Here is a 15,580-nt window from a genome sequence, read left to right as displayed (position 1 = left end):
CTGCTAATTCTTTGCTAGCACATTAATAAAAGCCAAATCTGGCGTATTGTAGATGAAAATTGAAAATAATCAAAATTCGGACCGTACTTTATTGGCAATTTTTTTAATCCCAGACCAAATAGATCTCAGAATACTATCTCCCGAATAACTATCTCCACTGATAAGTTCATCATCGCTATTACTGTGACTATATTGTAATAAACCAACCACCGTTGAGTATTGCGGACGATTTACATAATCCGTTAACCCCGTAATATTTAACGGACTACCAGTTCTAACTTGACAACCGAATACATCCATCGCGCATTCCCTTAAATCTTCAATTTGCGCGCCTCCTCCGGTAATAACCACACCGGCAATAAGCTCAAATTTGATATTCTTGCTTTCTAAATCTGCTTTTAATTTACTTAGTTCGTCCTTTACAACACCAAGAAGTTCCGTATAACGGGCAGAAGTAATCAAAGATAAATCACTTTTTGTTAAAGTACGTGGTGCACGGCCTCCGATACTAGCAACTTCAATTTTCTTATCACCATTCAAACGCGCCGGATAAACCGCACTCGCATAATTGACTTTTACCCTTTCTGCCTCAGTACGAGAAATCGTGCATGCATGTGCAATATCATTCGTTACGATATTACCCGCATAAGGAATAACTTTACTAAAACGTAACGCGCCATTAGTAAACACCATCATATTCATAGTGCCAGCACCAAAATCTATCAAGCAGACACCAAGATCCTTTTCATCTTCGGTCAACACCGAATGAGTCGCTGCAAAACCGGAGAAGACCACTTTATCCACTTGCAAACCGCAACGTTCAACAGCTTTCTTCAAATTATTTTGCCAGTCTTGATGACAAGTGATTAAATGAACATGAGCATTTAAACGAACACCTTGTAAACCAAGCGGATTTTTAATATTTAGCTGGCGATCCACTGCATATTCTTGCGGAATCACATGTAATAGAGAAACGCCTTCAGGCAATTTGATCGTACTGGCATTGTGCAATGCAGAGTCAATTTCATCTTGGGTCACCTCGCTTTCACCGATCGGAACGAAACCACTTTCATTTAGGCTTTGAATATGTTCTCCGGTAATGGCTAACGTTACACTCATGATTTGGCAATCTGCCATGGATTCGGCGGATTCAATCGCGCGCTGAATGGAATTTACCACCGCATCCAAGTCAGTAATACTGCCACGATCAATCCCCTTTGAGGGGCAACTTCCCACTCCGAGTACATTTACCACACCGTCAGGTAAAACTTCGCCAACGACGGCCACAACTTTAGATGTTCCTACTTCAAGTCCAACAATCGCCTTCGTTTCAACTACTTTTGCCATTTTTATCACACCTAATAATTTTTATTTATCCGCCATGCCGACGGCTGCCCCCGCAGCATATCGCAAATCGATATAATCAATTCGTTTACCTTCCGGCACTTCAATTTGTGGATAAATCGTCACAAAACGTTCCAGCTTTGATTTCCATTCGCCACGTCCAAGTTTTAGTACTATATCATTATCAAGGGTAACTTGCCACGCGCCACGCTCATCAATCGTTATCCCCTTTACACTCAAATTCTTTGCTTTAAAACCTGCGTAAATCTGGTTCCAAGCCTCAAGCACTTTTAAACTTTGATAATTCGGCCCGCCTAAATAAGGTAAAGTGTTATTCTTCAGACGTTCCATCGGTAATTGAAAAACCGTTCCCTCTTTCGTGATAAACTCTGTGTTGTTCCAAACAGCTACCGGCATATATTCTGTTAACCAAATACTTAACCGATTCGGCCAAACTTTACGAACTACGGCGCCTTTCACCCAAGGCAAACTCTCAAGCCGTTCTTGAATCGCTTTAACGTCCTGTCCCCAAAATCCTTTCAGCTTACCCATTTTTAGTAACACATCTTGTACATCGGCGTAATCAGTAAACTCCGTTTTTCCCACTAAAGCATAAGCGCTGATAGGTTTCGAATCCAAGCTTTCCAACCAATTTTGCCAGTTTGAATAAACAAAGTACGCCAACCCAACGCACAACAGCACAACCAACAAACGAATCTGTAAAAAATACTTAAACCTTGATTCGCCGTATCGAATATTTTGCGTCGTTTTGCGTTTTAGCACATTCATTACGCACTCAACTCCAAAATTTTCACCACGAGTTGTTTAAAAGAAATTCCCGCTATTGCCGCCGACTTCGGAAATAAACTATGGCTTGTCATACCGGGATTAGTATTTACTTCCACCAAGCGGAAATCACCTTTCGCATCGCACATCACGTCAATGCGGCTCCAACCACGGCAGCCAACTGCGTCATAAGCGCGTTTTACCAATATTGCTAATTCTTGCTCACGCTCCGGCGTTAAACCGGCCGGACAAAAATATTGCGTATTATCGGAAATATATTTTGCCTCGTAATCATAAAACTCCCCTTCAGGCACGATACGAATGGAAGGAAGCACTTGCCCATCCAATACCGGCACCGTTAATTCATCACCGGAAAGCCATTCTTCAATTAAAATAGTGTTATCAAATTTAAGCGCAAATTCCACTGCCGATTTTAGTTCATTCTCCGCTTTCACTTTGGTCAAGCCGACGCTTGAACCTTCCAATGAAGGTTTTACCATTAACGGCAAACCTAATTTTGCTACGATTGCTTGCGGATCAAGTTGAGCAAAAGTTTCACGAGTTATCACCTCCATCTCCGCTACCGGCAAACCAAAAGCTTTCCACAACATTTTGGTACGCATTTTATCCATGGTCAACGCGGAGGCCAATACACCACAACCAGTGTAAGGTAAGCCGATTTGTTCTAATAAACCTTGCATCGTACCGTCTTCGCCGCCGCGGCCGTGCAAAATATTGAACACGCGATTAAAACCGTCATTTTTTAAATTCGCGACATTATATTCTTTTGGATCAATCGGATGCGCGTTGTAACCTTGATTCAAAAGCGCATCCAGCACCGCATTGCCGGAATTTAAAGACACTTCACGTTCAGCCGAAGTGCCGCCTAATAACACCGCAATTTTTTCTTGTTTTAAATTCATTTTTTATCCTATTAATTCTTCTAATTTTTCCAAGATTCCGCCAAGCCGCGTGAAATTTTACTCACACTACCCGCACCTTGAGCCAAAATTAAATCGCCATCTTGGATAATTTGATCTAACACTTCGCCTAACTGTGTCGTATCGGAAAGCAAAATCGGATCAACTTTACCTAAATTGCGAATGGAACGACAAAGCGCTTTACTATCCGCGCCTACAATCGGTGTTTCGCCTGCCGCATACACATCCAACATAATTAACGCATCGACTTGAGAAAGTACCTGTACAAAATCGTCGAATAAATCGCGAGTACGAGAGTAACGATGCGGTTGGAAAATCATCACAATACGTTTATCACCCCAACCTTCGCGCGCAGCTTTTATAGTTACCCCCACTTCGGTTGGATGATGACCATAATCGTCCACTAAACGCACTTTACCGTTCGGACGAATAAATTCACCAAGTTGGTCGAAACGACGTCCCGCCCCTTGGAAATCGGCAAGGGCCTCTAAAATCGCTTCGTTACCAATACCTTCCTCCTTTGCCACGGCAAGCGCCGCCGTAGCATTTAAGGCATTATGTTTACCCGGCACATTCAATAACACATTAATACGCTCACCATTCGGGCAAATCACCGTATAATGCCCTTGAAAACCGGTTTGTTCGTAATCTTCAATGCGGTAGTCGGCTTGTTCGTCGAAACCGTAAGTTATCACTTGGCGTCCGATTTTCGGTAGAAGTTCAATTAAAACAGGATCATCGGCGCACATCACCGCTAAGCCGTAGAACGGTAAATTATGCAGGAATTTTACGTAAGTCGCTTTCATTTTCTCGAAATCGCCTTCGTAAGTATCCATATGATCCGGCTCCATATTCGTTACCACGGAAACCATCGGCTGCAAATGTAAGAATGATGCATCGCTTTCGTCTGCTTCCGCAATTAAATAACGGCTGGCACCCAAATGTGCATTTTTACCGGCAGATTTCACCAAGCCACCATTAACAAAAGTCGGATCCAATTTTGCTTGTGTGTAAATCATTGAAATCATCGCGGTGGTAGTAGTTTTACCATGCGTTCCGGCCACCGCAATACCATGACGAAAACGCATAATTTCCGCTAACATTTGCGCGCGCTGAATTACCGGAATACGTTTTTGCTTTGCCGCAATCAGTTCCGGATTATCTTCGTGAATCGCACTGGACACCACGACCACACTCGCGCCTTCAATATTTTCCGCTGCATGACCGATAAAAATCGTCGCCCCAGCTTGCGCAAGGCGTTGAGTAACCACACCGTCGGCAATATCGGAACCGGAAATTTGATAACCTTCATTTAATAAAATTTCCGCAATTCCGTTCATTCCGGCGCCACCGATGCCGATGAAATGAATTTGTTGCACACGACGCATTTCAGGAATAATTTTTCTAATTTCTTCGTGGGAATGTTTCATTTTTTATCCTTTTAACCCTTAAAAACATTGCCATCTATTGTAAAAGCGCAAGTAATTTTTCTAAAGGATTTTTACATTATTTTGCGTTCTCAATAATGACATCTGCTACTCGTTGCGCAGAATGGGGTGTAGCCATCGCTTTTGCTTTTAGCGCCATTTGTAACAGCTCATTGCGGGTAAAATTACGTAAATAATTAATCAAAATTTCCGGTGTTAAATCCGCTTGTTCGATGATTTTTGCCGCACCCGCTTCGGCTAAATATTTAGCATTCAAATATTGCTGACGATCTTTATGTTGAAATGGCACGAAAATCGCCGGTGTACCTACGGCTGCGAGCTCGCACACGGTCAATGCGCCGGAACGACAAATTACCACGTCCGCCCACGCATAAGCTTGCGCCATATCCTCAATAAATTCGGTAATAGTTACATTCGCCGCGTATTCGCCGTAAAGTTCAGTCACCTTTTCTAGCGAGCCTTTCCCCACTTGGTGACGGACTTCCAGTTTATCGGTTAATTGTGCGACCACTTTCGGTAAAGTTTGGTTCAATACGCGTGCACCTTGACTTCCGCCCACCACCAACAGACGTAACTTTCCATCGCGTTGGGTAAAACGTTCCGGCGGACTTGGCATCCGAAATAAATCTTGACGAACCGGATTGCCCACTACTTCCGCCATGTTAAAGGCGTTCGGAAAAGCTTGCAGAACGCGCGTCGCAATTTTCGCCAACCATTTGTTAGTTAGACCGGCAACGGCGTTTTGTTCGTGCAAAATAATCGGCACACCACAAAGTTTCGCTGCCACACCGCCCGGACCGGAAACATAGCCCCCCATTCCGAGCACCGCATTGGGCTGCTCCGTTTGAATAATTTTCTTTGCTTGAAGTACTGCGCGTAAAATCGCAAAAGGCGCACAGAGCAAAGCTTTGATTCCTTTGCCGCGCAAACCTGAAATTTGAATGAAACGAATCGGAATGCCATATTTCGGCACCAAATGCGCTTCCATTCGATCTTTCGTGCCGAGCCAGCAAATGTCCCAGCCTTGCGCTTGTAAATGTTGTGCGACGGCAATGGCGGGAAACACATGTCCGCCTGTACCACCCGCCATCACTAATAATTTTTTATTTTTCATTTTTATTCCTACTCATCACGCAGACGCGCTTGACCGCCGCGTTGTAAGCGATTTTCGTGGTCAATACGCAATAAAATTCCGATAGTCGCCGACATAATGATAATACTAGAGCCGCCGTAACTGACTAACGGGAAAGTCAAACCTTTGGTCGGCAACATACCGAGCGCCATGCCTAAATTCACAAAACCTTGAAAAAAAATCCAAAAACTAATTCCAAGCGCAAAGAAACCACGAAAACGTTGTTCAAGTTGTAACGATTCGCGCCCGATTTTCAATGCGCGGAAAACCAACAAACCGAGTAATATCACCACTATAAAAATACCGATAAAACCAAACTCTTCACCGATAATCGCCATAATGAAATCGGTGTGCGCTTCCGGCAAATAATCAAGTTTTTGAATAGAATTGCCTAATCCTTCGCCGGTAATTTCACCGCGACCAAATGCCATTAACGAGTTAGTGAGCTGAAAACCGGTGCCGTAAGGATCTTCAAAGGGCTCTAAAAAACCGGTAAATCGTTTTAAACGATAAGCGGCAGAAAGCACCAACCAGACAAAAAGCAAAGCCCCTGTTCCAATCAAGCCGATAAACTGCCAAAAGTTCGCACCGACGATAAAAAGCATACTGAAGGTAATGACAAACAAGACCACCGTACTTCCCAAGTCAGGCTGTACTAGCAAAAATACGCCCATACTGCCCATTACGATGAAGGGTTTGAATGCGCTAAGTTTATTTGCTCGAACTTCGTCGTAACGTCGCGTGAAATAGCTGGCAAGGAAACAAGTTAACGCTAATTTTGCAAATTCTGCCGGTTGAAAATTCAACAGACCAAGAGAAATCCAACGCTTCGCACCGTTTACTGAGGTACCCACAATCAGCACAGCAAAGAGCAACGCGATGGCTAAGAAAAAGATTTTCACGTGCCATTTTTCCCACTGTTGAGAGGAAATTTGCATCGTGAAATAGCACGTTAAAAGAGATAAAAACACATAAAATGCATCGCGTTTGGCAAAATAAAAAGCATCATTGAATAAACGCGAACTATAAGGAATTGACGCCGAAGTTACGGCAATCAGGCCAATCATCAATAAAATCACAAAAAGCCAAAACAACGCACGGTCATACAATAAACCATGCGGCGTAATTCGGCTCCAGTCATCAAGACTTTGTTTAATTTTTCGAATAAATTCCATTGCACTAGAAATATCGAGTGTTAACTTAATTTTGCCAAACGCGTAAATTCTTCACCGCGTTTTTCAAAAGAGGCGAATTGGTCAAGGCTTGCGCAAGCGGGCGACAATAATACCATATCGCCCGCGCTTAGTGCCGGACGCAAAAATTCAACGGCTTGTTCCATTGTGCCAAATAAATGGCTTTGCGGAGAAAGTGCAGCAAGCTGTGCCCCGTCGCGCCCAAAACAATAACAAATAATATTCGGCCGATTAATCAAAGTGGCAAGTTCAGAAAAATCTGCCCCTTTACCATCGCCGCCTAGCAATAAATGAAGTTTGCCTTCCACCGTCAGGCCTTCAAGCGCCGCGACCGTACTGCCCACATTGGTGGCTTTAGAATCGTTAACCCAACGCACGCCGTGAGCTTGATGAGCGAGTTGGAAACGATGATCCAATCCTTTAAATTGGCGCAACGCTGTGCGAATCGCACTTAAATCAATACCTATCGCTTGCGCCAATGCGGTGCCCGCCAAGATATTCATATAATTATGGCGCCCCACTAAAGTCGCTTCATCGCAAGGCAAAATCACCTCGTCTTTTGCCATTAAATATTGTTTGCCGTTTTCAATTTTTAATCGATAATCCGCATCGTGCTCGGCAAAACATACTGTTTGCTTGGCTTGATTTTCGCCTTCCCCGAAGGTTAATTTATCTTCGTTATTTACCACCGCCGTTTGTGCATTATGATAAATACGCAATTTTGCTCGGCGGTAATCTTCCAAATCGACATAGCGATCCATATGATCTTCCGTGACATTGAGCACCGTTGCCGCTGCGGCTTTCAGGCTATAAGTGGTTTCTAATTGAAAACTGGACAGCTCCAACACGTAAAGATCGCAATCGTCCTTCAACAAAGAAAGCGCCGGAATACCGATATTGCCCCCCATCCCAACTTTCACGCCGGCTGCTTTAGCCATTTCATAAACCAACGTGGTTACCGTGCTTTTGCCGTTAGAGCCGGTAATCGCAACGATTGGCTTGGCCGCCGCGCGACAGAACAATTCAATATCGCCGACCACTTCCACACCGGCGGAAAGTGCTGTCTGAATTTCCGGCGTTTTTACCGCCAGTCCCGGGCTAATTACAATCATATCGCTTTCAAGCAGCCATTGTTGATTTAGTCCGCCGATGTGTAACGGAATATTTTTTGGCAGTTGATCCGCACCTTTTGGATTTTGACGGGTATCGATGATGCGGATATTTGCACCTTCTGATTGAAGATAATCGATACAGGATAAGCCGGTTTTGCCGAGCCCGATGATGGTGATATTTTTGTTTTTATATAAGCTTGTCATTTTAATTCTTCTTTTTAATGTTACATTCGGTTTAAGTTTTTAAATCCGGAGTATGAGCTTACACCACAAAACAGCACCGCATTGGAAGTGGCTTCAATGCGGTGCTATTTTGCGAGGTCATTTAAGCTTTACACAACCGCTGTGTAATTTCGCGATAAACTCCGGTGGATTTTTGAAACGTTTTTTGGATAGCTTTTCACCCATAATAAACGCGAAAACTTTCTGGAAATCACCCATACTTTTTCTTTTAGAAAGAGCCAAATCCGCTATCTTAATTTAAGCGTAACCAACCCCATCAACACCAACATCAACGAAATAATCCAAAATCGAATAATCACTCTCGGTTCCGGCCAGCCTTTTAATTCAAAGTGATGGTGAATCGGCGCCATGCGGAAAATGCGTTGCTTACGGAGTTTGTATGAGCCCACTTGCAAAATGACGGAAAGCGCTTCAACGACAAATACACCGCCCATAATCACAAGTAAAAATTCTTGCCGAACCAAAATCGCCACCACGCCTAAAGCGCCGCCTAGGGCAAGCGAGCCCACGTCGCCCATAAATACTTGCGCCGGATAGGTGTTAAACCATAAAAAGCCAAGACCTGCACCCACGATTGCGGTGCAGAATACAACCACTTCGGAACTGTGCTTAATGTAAGGAATATGCAAATATTCGGCAAAATTAATGTTCCCCGTCGCCCAAGCGATTAAAGCAAAAGCGCCGGCTACCAATGCGGTCGGCATAATGGCCAAGCCATCCAAGCCATCCGTTAAATTCACCGCATTGCCGGTACCGACGATCACGAAATATGATAAAACGATATAGAACAAACCAAGTTGCGGCATGATGTCTTTAAAGAAAGGGAGGACTAAACGCGTCGCGTCGGTGTCGTGACCGAGCCAGTAAAGCCAAATAATCGCAGCCAAAGCCACAACTGACATCCAGAAATATTTCCAGCGCGCAATTAAACCATCGGTATTTTTGCGGGTAATTTTGCGGTAGTCGTCCACAAAACCGATAGCACCGTAGCCAAATAATACGAACAAACAAATCCAAATGTATGGATTGGCCAGATTTGCCCATAATAAAGTGCTTACGCCAATGGAGAATAAAATCATCACGCCCCCCATAGTCGGCGTGCCTTTTTTGGCAAAATGGCTTTCCGGACCGTCGTTGCGTACTTCTTGACCAAATTTCAAAATTTGCAAACGCTTGATCACTTTCGGACCAATCCAAAGAGAAATTAACAGCGCGGTCAATAGCGCCAAAATTGCGCGGACGGTAATATAAGAAATCGCATTAAATGCGGTTTCGTAACGAACAAGGTATTCGGCTAACCAAACTAACATTTAATTTTATCCTTTAATGAATAGATCACATCTTCCATTTTCATCGAACGCGAGCCTTTCCCTAGCAACACGACGTTGTTATGTTGTTGTAATTGCGCCTCAATAATCGGCAGCAAAAAATTCATCATCTGGGTTTTATCGGTAAAATGGCGGCCAAAAGCTTGCTCGGAAATATGTGCGCTTTCATCTCCGAAAGAACAAACCAAATCAAGCTTTGCTGCTTTCGCGTATGCGCCCACTTGACGATGAATCGCCGAGGAGTTGACACCGAGTTCTTTCATATCACCCACGCATAAAATACGAAACGCCTGATAATTTTTGAGTACATCAATCGCCGCTTTCATGGAATCCATATTGGCGTTATATGTATCGTCCAACAATAACAACTTATCGTTCACGTGAATTGGAAATAAACGGCCTTTCATTTGCGAGCGATGCTCAAGCCCCGCTTTCACATCCGCCAAATCGGCACCAACATTCATCGCAAGCGCGCTTGCCGCCAAAGCATTTTTGACATTATGTTTGCCCAAATACGGCAAATTAATGTCGATTTCGCCTTTCGGTGAAACTAACCTAAAAGTGGAACCTTGTTCTGAATAGTGAACATTTTTAGCGAAATAATCTTTCCCGTTGAAATATTGAATCTGATGACTACCGATTTCTTTTTGCCAAATCGCCAACTGATTATGTTCCGTATTAATGATCGCCACGCCGTTCGGCGTTAAACCACGGAAAATTTCACCTTTCGCGCGCGCCACACCTTCTAAAGAACCAAATCCCTCCAAGTGCGCCGGCGCAATGTTGTTTATGAGCACCGCATCGGGCTCAACTAATTTTGTTGTGTAGTCAATTTCGCCTTGATGATTCGCCCCCAATTCAATGACCGCAAAACGATGTTTTTCGTTCAAACGCAACAAAGTGAGCGGAACGCCAATATCATTATTTAAATTGCCCTCGGTAAACAGCACCGCATTGGCGTCGCCGGCCGTGTGCTGTAAGATGCCGGCGGTCATTTCTTTGACGGTGGTTTTACCGGAAGAACCAGTCATCGCCACGGTGCGCGGATTAATTTTTTCACGCAACCATTTGGCCAATTGCCCTAACGCTAAACGCGTATCGTTTACCACTAATTGCGGCACATCAAGGGCGGGTTGCGCTTGTTGCACGACTAAAGCGACGGCGCCTTGCACAATTGCTTGAGGGAGATATTGATGGGCGTCGAAATTCATCCCTTTTAAGGCAAAAAACAAATGATTCGGTACCGCTTTGCGCGTATCCGTGTTGATGTTTTCGATAACGACTTGCCCGTCGCCGATAAGCACAGCATTTAGAATTTGGGCAAGTTGTTGCGTGGTTAAGTTAATCATTTTTAAATTTAAGGATTATTGATTTAAATAGTATGAGGCGGTTTCTTGATCGGAAAAGTGCAAAATTTGATGACCGATAATTTGATAATTTTCGTGCCCTTTTCCGGCAATTAAAATCAGATCATTTTTAAACGCGGCTTGAATTGCGAATTCAATGGCCTGCGCGCGATCGGGAATTAAGCCGACGTTATTCATATCGCTAAAACCGGCAACGATATCCGCTTCGATTTTATCCGGATCTTCGGTGCGCGGATTATCTTTTGTCACCACAATCATATCGGCGAACTGTTGCGCGACTTTTGCCATTAACGGACGTTTGCCTGTATCCCGATCGCCACCGCACCCGAACACACACCATAATTTACCATTGCAATGCTCACGTGCGGCGATTAAGGCTTTTTCCAAAGCATCCGGCGTGTGAGCGTAATCGACGATTACCGTTGGTTTTCCCGTTACTTGAATCACCTCCATTCTGCCGCATACACCTTTTAAAGCGGAAACACTGTGTATGAGATCATGTAATGGATAGCCCAAAGCCAATAAAGTCGCCATAGCAAGCAGCAAATTAGTCACATTAAAAGCACCGATTAATGGGCTATTTAATGTGCCATTTCCCCAACTGGATACAAAATCAATCTGCGTACCTTCGCCGCTAAAACGAACGGAAACGGCATTTAAATAGCGTTTTGAATGCGCTTGGAAATCAGCTTTACAACTCACCGCAACGGCGTTTGGTAATTCACTTAACCATTGCGCACCGATAGGATCATCGGCATTTAAAATTTGTAGTTCGGGTTGAAGTTCAAAAAAGAAACGTTTTTTCGCTTCGGCATATTCTTCCATGGTACCGTGATAATCTAAATGATCGCGGCTTAAGTTAGTAAAAATCGCCGCATTAAAATTTAAAGCTTCAATGCGGTGCTGAACCAGCCCATGAGAAGAAACCTCGATAGCGGCAAAATCCGCGCCGGCATTAACGAAAGAAGCCAATGAAGATTGAATTTCAATGGCCGACCCCGTTGTATTTTCGGCCTCGACTATTTGCCCCAATAGCCCGTTGCCGATGGTGCCCATCACTGCGGCCTTGTGTCCTAAGCGTTGCGCCCATTGAGCTAATAATTGGGAAACGGTGGTTTTTCCATTGGTACCGGTTACACCGACTAATGTGAGTTTTTTAGAGGGCGAAACATAAAACTTATCAGCGATTTCGGATAGGTCGGCAGATAAACGATAATAATAAATCAACGGTATTTGTTGGTAATATTCGACGCTGAGGTGCGCATCAGGCGAATCGGTTTCGGCTAAAATCGCACCGGCTCCGGCGGAAATGGCCTGGCCGATAAACTGTCTCGCGTCAATTTGATGGCCTTTTACCGCCACAAAAAGATCGCTCTTTTTGACTTTTCGACTATCTAAAACCAATCGGTTAATTTCAATATCGCTCGAAAGCGCGGGCAAATTAAAAAGCTCAGTCAATCTTTTCATTATTTTTCCTTAATTCGCCCGCTCCGCTCGATGCGGTGCTATACGAACCGTACGTTTGGCGGTTTTATCCGTTGGTTCGGCATCCGGTGCAACGCCATTGGCGCGTAAAGCGTAACCCATAATGCTGGAAAAAACCGGTGCGGAAACCGCGCCACCGTAATATTGTCCCGCTTTCGGATCATTAATTAAAATCACCAAGGCATAACGCGGATCACTAATTGGCGCGATGCCTGCGGTAAATGCCACATATTTATTCACATAACGACCGTTTTCGATTTTGCGCGCCGTACCGGTTTTCACGCCGACGCGATAACCCTCTACCATCGCGCGTTTATTTTTAATCGCTACTTTTTCAAGCATGCCGACAATATCTTTAGTAATTTTTTCGGAAAAAACCCGTTGACCGATTACCGGCGGATCGACTTTAGTAATCGAGAGCGGACGATAAATGCCGAAACTACCGAGTGTTGCATAAGCGCGCGCCATTTGTAACGGAGTGGCGGTAATGCCGTAACCGTAAGCCACAGTAGCGCGATCGATATCTGCCCAACGTTTACGGTTGGCATTTAATAAACCGGCTTGTTCGCCGATTAAGCCTAGATCCGTCGGCTTACCTAAACCGGCAGCTTGGTAGGTATCCATTAAAGCACTTGGCGGCATACGCAAAGCCAAACGACTCACGCCGCGGTTACTGGAATTGATTAAAATTTCGTCTAAGGTTTGTTGCGGCCGTGGTGCAACATCTACAATTTCTTTTCCGCTGACGGTGAAAGAACCGGTGTTGATAATTTCATTACGCCGTGCAGCACCGCGTTGCAGGGCGGTTAGAACAACAAAAGGTTTTACCGTCGAACCCGGCTCAAACACGTCGGTAATCGCACGGTTACGCATAAGCTCGGCTTTCACGCCATCGCGATTATTCGGATTATAAGAAGGCGCGTTCGCCATAGCGAGTACTTCACCCGTGCGCACATCCACAAGCACCGCCGTACCGGACTCGGCGTTATTTTCGGCAACCGCTTTTTTAATCTCGCGATATACCATGGATTGTAATTTTTCATCAATGCTTAAAGTTACATCTTGCGCATCGTATTTTTCCTGATCGGCAATATGTTCCACCACATTTCCGCGTTTGTCTTTACGTACTAAACGTGAGCCGTCTTTGCCCACTAATAAAGAATTGAAGCTTTTTTCAATCCCTTCAATTCCATTGCCGTCAATATCTGTATAACCGATTAAGTGCGCGGCTTCTTCCACACGCGGATAAAAACGACGAGGCTCGTTTTCCAAGCCTATACCTTTAATTTTCAGATCTCGAACATATTGCGCTTTGCCGGCTTCCACTTGGCGCGCCAAATACAAGAAACCGGATTTCGGATTTTTTTCGATTTTTTTAACCAGCTCGCTGTAGCTCAGCCCTAACACCTCAGCAAGCGCTTTCACACGTTCTTTATCAGACAAGGAACCTTCTTTGAGAATCGTTCTCGGATCGGCTACCACGGCGTTCATCGGTACGCTCACAGATAACAATTGACCGTTACGATCCAAAATGGAGCCGCGCACGGAAAGAATTTCGTCCTTACGAAGGGAACGCTTATCCGCCTCACTGGAAAGCGTGTCGGAATTAACGGATTGCACGTAAGCTGCACGCGCCACCAAAGCGCCCAAGCCCAAAAAAATAAAACAACTCGCAATAATATAACGGCTGCGCAAGAAACATCTTTCAAACACCATTTTCGGCTTATTTGCTTTAAATGCCGCCGTTGGTGCTGCAAGTTTTCGAATCGTCTTTTTAGATTTATTCAATTTTTTTGACGAATTAAACTTAACCATTTTAATGACTATCCTATTAATAGTATGCCGATTTAATCTTTATTCTAAAATAATAACTTCTTGATCGCCTTCAACACGCTTCATTTTTAAGGTCCTGATTGCGATTGACTCAACTCTTGTACTATCGCCTTCTGTCGCTTCTTGCAATTGCAAATTACGGTATTCATCTTGCAAAGCTTGATGTTGCAGTACAAGCTCGCCGTTTGTTGAAATTAAACCGCGGGTTTGATGGGTAATCCAAATCGTCCCCATCGCAGAAATTAGAATTAATACTAATAACAACGCAATTAATTTATTTGATGAAAATAAATCTTCCACTAACAGATTTTGTAAAGGATAACGTTCATTATTCTCTAACATTTTTCATCCTAAAGACGTTCCGCAATACGTAACACAGCACTTCTTGCACGCGGGTTGGCTTGAATTTCCGCATCGCTCGGCTGAATCGCTTTACCGATAATTTTTAATTTTCGGTTACGTTGAATTTGATCTTCGCGCAAAGGTAAACCTTTTGGAATATCCTCACCCTTACTTTGTTTTTTCATAAAATGTTTCACCATTCTGTCTTCTAACGAATGGAAACTAATAACGGATAAACGTCCTTGCGGCGCAAGCATCTCCAATGCGGTGCTAAGTACGCTTTCCAATTCATCCAATTCCGCATTGATAAAAATGCGGATCGCTTGGAAACTCCGAGTCGCCGGATGTTTATGCTTGTCTTTAAACGGCACCGCATTGGAAATAAGCTCGGCAAGCTGCGCAGTACGGGACAAAAACTCGCCGCCATTTTTCAGCGCATTTTTATTGTATTCCACAATCGCTGTCGCAATACGTTTAGCAAACCGTTCTTCACCGAAGGTCTTTAGCACCCAAGTCAAATCTTCTAAGCAAACCTGTTTCAGCCACTCGGCAGCGGACAAGCCTTGCGTCGTATCCATCCGCATATCAAGCGGACCATCTTGCATAAAACTAAAGCCTCGTTCGGCTTCGTCAAGCTGCGGAGAAGAAACGCCTAAATCAAGCAAAATACCGTCGATTTTCCCCACTAAACCCAATTTTTCGCAAATTTCTGGAATATGAGAAAAACTGTTGTGTTCGATTTGAAAACGTGGATCTTGAATTTTTTGCGCTTCGGCGATAGCGCGAGGATCACGGTCAATAGCAATTAAACGGCCGTTTGGAGAAAGTTTGGAAAGAATTAAGCGGGAATGGCCACCGCGGCCGAAAGTTCCGTCGATATAAACACCGTTTTCTTTCAACGCCAAGCCGTCCACCGCTTCGTGGAGTAAAACCGTAATATGTTCAGGCGACGAAAAAGAATTTGGCGTAGTCATAGCTTAAATGCGGAAATAAACAAATTAAAAAAGTAATGCGATTTCAGCACCG

The 15,580-nt window shown here is 44.1% G+C and carries 13 protein-coding genes; all 13 read right to left on the bottom strand.

All coding sequences use genetic code 11. From position 1 onward, the window contains the following. Positions 1–69: 69 nt before the first annotated feature. The 13 genes from ftsA to rsmH all read right to left on the bottom strand — a co-directional run bounded on the left by ftsA (position 70) and on the right by rsmH (position 15,528). Positions 70–1,347, bottom strand: coding sequence for a cell division protein FtsA (ftsA, locus tag AB3F25_RS02665; protein ID WP_373603975.1), 1,278 nt, complete (start codon positions 1,345–1,347; stop codon positions 70–72). Between the two features lie 21 nt (positions 1,348–1,368). After that, positions 1,369–2,133, bottom strand: a complete 765-nt coding sequence (locus AB3F25_RS02660) for a cell division protein FtsQ/DivIB (protein ID WP_373603974.1) — start codon at positions 2,131–2,133, stop codon at positions 1,369–1,371. Beyond that, entirely contained in the window at positions 2,133–3,053 is a 921-nt protein-coding gene (locus AB3F25_RS02655) for a D-alanine--D-alanine ligase (protein ID WP_373603973.1), read from the bottom strand. Before AB3F25_RS02655 ends, AB3F25_RS02660 begins: the two co-directional genes overlap by 1 nt. 20 nt (positions 3,054–3,073) lie before the next feature. Next, a complete protein-coding gene (gene murC / locus AB3F25_RS02650; protein WP_373603972.1) occupies positions 3,074–4,501 on the bottom strand; it encodes a UDP-N-acetylmuramate--L-alanine ligase in 1,428 nt (475 codons plus the stop codon). A gap of 76 nt (positions 4,502–4,577) precedes the next feature. Beyond that, the gene (murG, locus tag AB3F25_RS02645) at positions 4,578–5,633 is read right to left on the bottom strand and encodes an undecaprenyldiphospho-muramoylpentapeptide beta-N-acetylglucosaminyltransferase (protein WP_373603971.1); all 1,056 of its coding nucleotides are present in this window, start codon (positions 5,631–5,633) and stop codon (positions 4,578–4,580) included. 8 nt (positions 5,634–5,641) lie between these two features. Next, positions 5,642–6,826, bottom strand: coding sequence for a putative lipid II flippase FtsW (ftsW, locus tag AB3F25_RS02640; RefSeq protein ID WP_373603970.1), 1,185 nt, complete (start codon positions 6,824–6,826; stop codon positions 5,642–5,644). A 20-nt stretch (positions 6,827–6,846) separates the two neighbouring features. Further along, positions 6,847–8,160, bottom strand: a complete 1,314-nt coding sequence (gene murD, locus AB3F25_RS02635) for a UDP-N-acetylmuramoyl-L-alanine--D-glutamate ligase (RefSeq protein WP_373603969.1) — start codon at positions 8,158–8,160, stop codon at positions 6,847–6,849. A gap of 266 nt (positions 8,161–8,426) precedes the next feature. Further along, positions 8,427–9,509, bottom strand: coding sequence for a phospho-N-acetylmuramoyl-pentapeptide-transferase (gene mraY / locus AB3F25_RS02630; protein WP_373603968.1), 1,083 nt, complete (start codon positions 9,507–9,509; stop codon positions 8,427–8,429). After that, positions 9,503–10,876 (bottom strand): UDP-N-acetylmuramoyl-tripeptide--D-alanyl-D-alanine ligase, encoded by a 1,374-nt coding sequence (gene murF, locus AB3F25_RS02625; protein ID WP_373603967.1) that lies wholly within the window; start codon positions 10,874–10,876, stop codon positions 9,503–9,505. Before murF ends, mraY begins: the two co-directional genes overlap by 7 nt. A 15-nt stretch (positions 10,877–10,891) precedes the next feature. Further along, complete coding sequence (gene murE / locus AB3F25_RS02620; protein ID WP_373603966.1) at positions 10,892–12,361, bottom strand: UDP-N-acetylmuramoyl-L-alanyl-D-glutamate--2,6-diaminopimelate ligase; 1,470 nt, start codon at positions 12,359–12,361, stop codon at positions 10,892–10,894. A gap of 9 nt (positions 12,362–12,370) precedes the next feature. Then, complete coding sequence (locus tag AB3F25_RS02615) at positions 12,371–14,194, bottom strand: penicillin-binding transpeptidase domain-containing protein (RefSeq protein ID WP_373603965.1); 1,824 nt, start codon at positions 14,192–14,194, stop codon at positions 12,371–12,373. A 39-nt stretch (positions 14,195–14,233) separates the two neighbouring features. Then, positions 14,234–14,554, bottom strand: a complete 321-nt coding sequence (gene ftsL / locus AB3F25_RS02610; RefSeq protein ID WP_373603964.1) for a cell division protein FtsL — start codon at positions 14,552–14,554, stop codon at positions 14,234–14,236. An 8-nt stretch (positions 14,555–14,562) separates the two neighbouring features. Continuing rightward, positions 14,563–15,528 (bottom strand): 16S rRNA (cytosine(1402)-N(4))-methyltransferase RsmH, encoded by a 966-nt coding sequence (gene rsmH / locus AB3F25_RS02605; RefSeq protein ID WP_373603963.1) that lies wholly within the window; start codon positions 15,526–15,528, stop codon positions 14,563–14,565. Positions 15,529–15,580 lie beyond the last annotated feature (52 nt).

The sequence above is a fragment of the Aggregatibacter sp. HMT-949 genome, assembly GCF_041734645.1.
Lineage (GTDB): Bacteria > Pseudomonadota > Gammaproteobacteria > Enterobacterales > Pasteurellaceae > Rodentibacter.
Note: the sequence above shows the minus strand (reverse complement) of the source record. Positions and strands in the feature narration are given on the sequence as shown.

Bases quoted from the DNA above. Each gene is read 5' to 3' on its own strand.
- mraY (WP_373603968.1), bottom strand. From the start codon at position 9,509: ATGTTAGTTTGGTTAGCCGAATACCTTGTTCGTTACGAAACCGCATTT.
- murD (WP_373603969.1), bottom strand. From the start codon at position 8,160: ATGACAAGCTTATATAAAAACAAAAATATCACCATCATCGGGCTCGGC.
- murG (WP_373603971.1), bottom strand. From the start codon at position 5,633: ATGAAAAATAAAAAATTATTAGTGATGGCGGGTGGTACAGGCGGACAT.
- murF (WP_373603967.1), bottom strand. From the start codon at position 10,876: ATGATTAACTTAACCACGCAACAACTTGCCCAAATTCTAAATGCTGTG.
- ftsW (WP_373603970.1), bottom strand. From the start codon at position 6,826: ATGGAATTTATTCGAAAAATTAAACAAAGTCTTGATGACTGGAGCCGA.
- murE (WP_373603966.1), bottom strand. From the start codon at position 12,361: ATGAAAAGATTGACTGAGCTTTTTAATTTGCCCGCGCTTTCGAGCGAT.
- AB3F25_RS02660 (WP_373603974.1), bottom strand. From the start codon at position 2,133: ATGAATGTGCTAAAACGCAAAACGACGCAAAATATTCGATACGGCGAA.
- AB3F25_RS02655 (WP_373603973.1), bottom strand. From the start codon at position 3,053: ATGAATTTAAAACAAGAAAAAATTGCGGTGTTATTAGGCGGCACTTCG.
- murC (WP_373603972.1), bottom strand. From the start codon at position 4,501: ATGAAACATTCCCACGAAGAAATTAGAAAAATTATTCCTGAAATGCGT.
- ftsL (WP_373603964.1), bottom strand. From the start codon at position 14,554: ATGTTAGAGAATAATGAACGTTATCCTTTACAAAATCTGTTAGTGGAA.
- AB3F25_RS02615 (WP_373603965.1), bottom strand. From the start codon at position 14,194: ATGGTTAAGTTTAATTCGTCAAAAAAATTGAATAAATCTAAAAAGACG.
- ftsA (WP_373603975.1), bottom strand. From the start codon at position 1,347: ATGGCAAAAGTAGTTGAAACGAAGGCGATTGTTGGACTTGAAGTAGGA.
- rsmH (WP_373603963.1), bottom strand. From the start codon at position 15,528: ATGACTACGCCAAATTCTTTTTCGTCGCCTGAACATATTACGGTTTTA.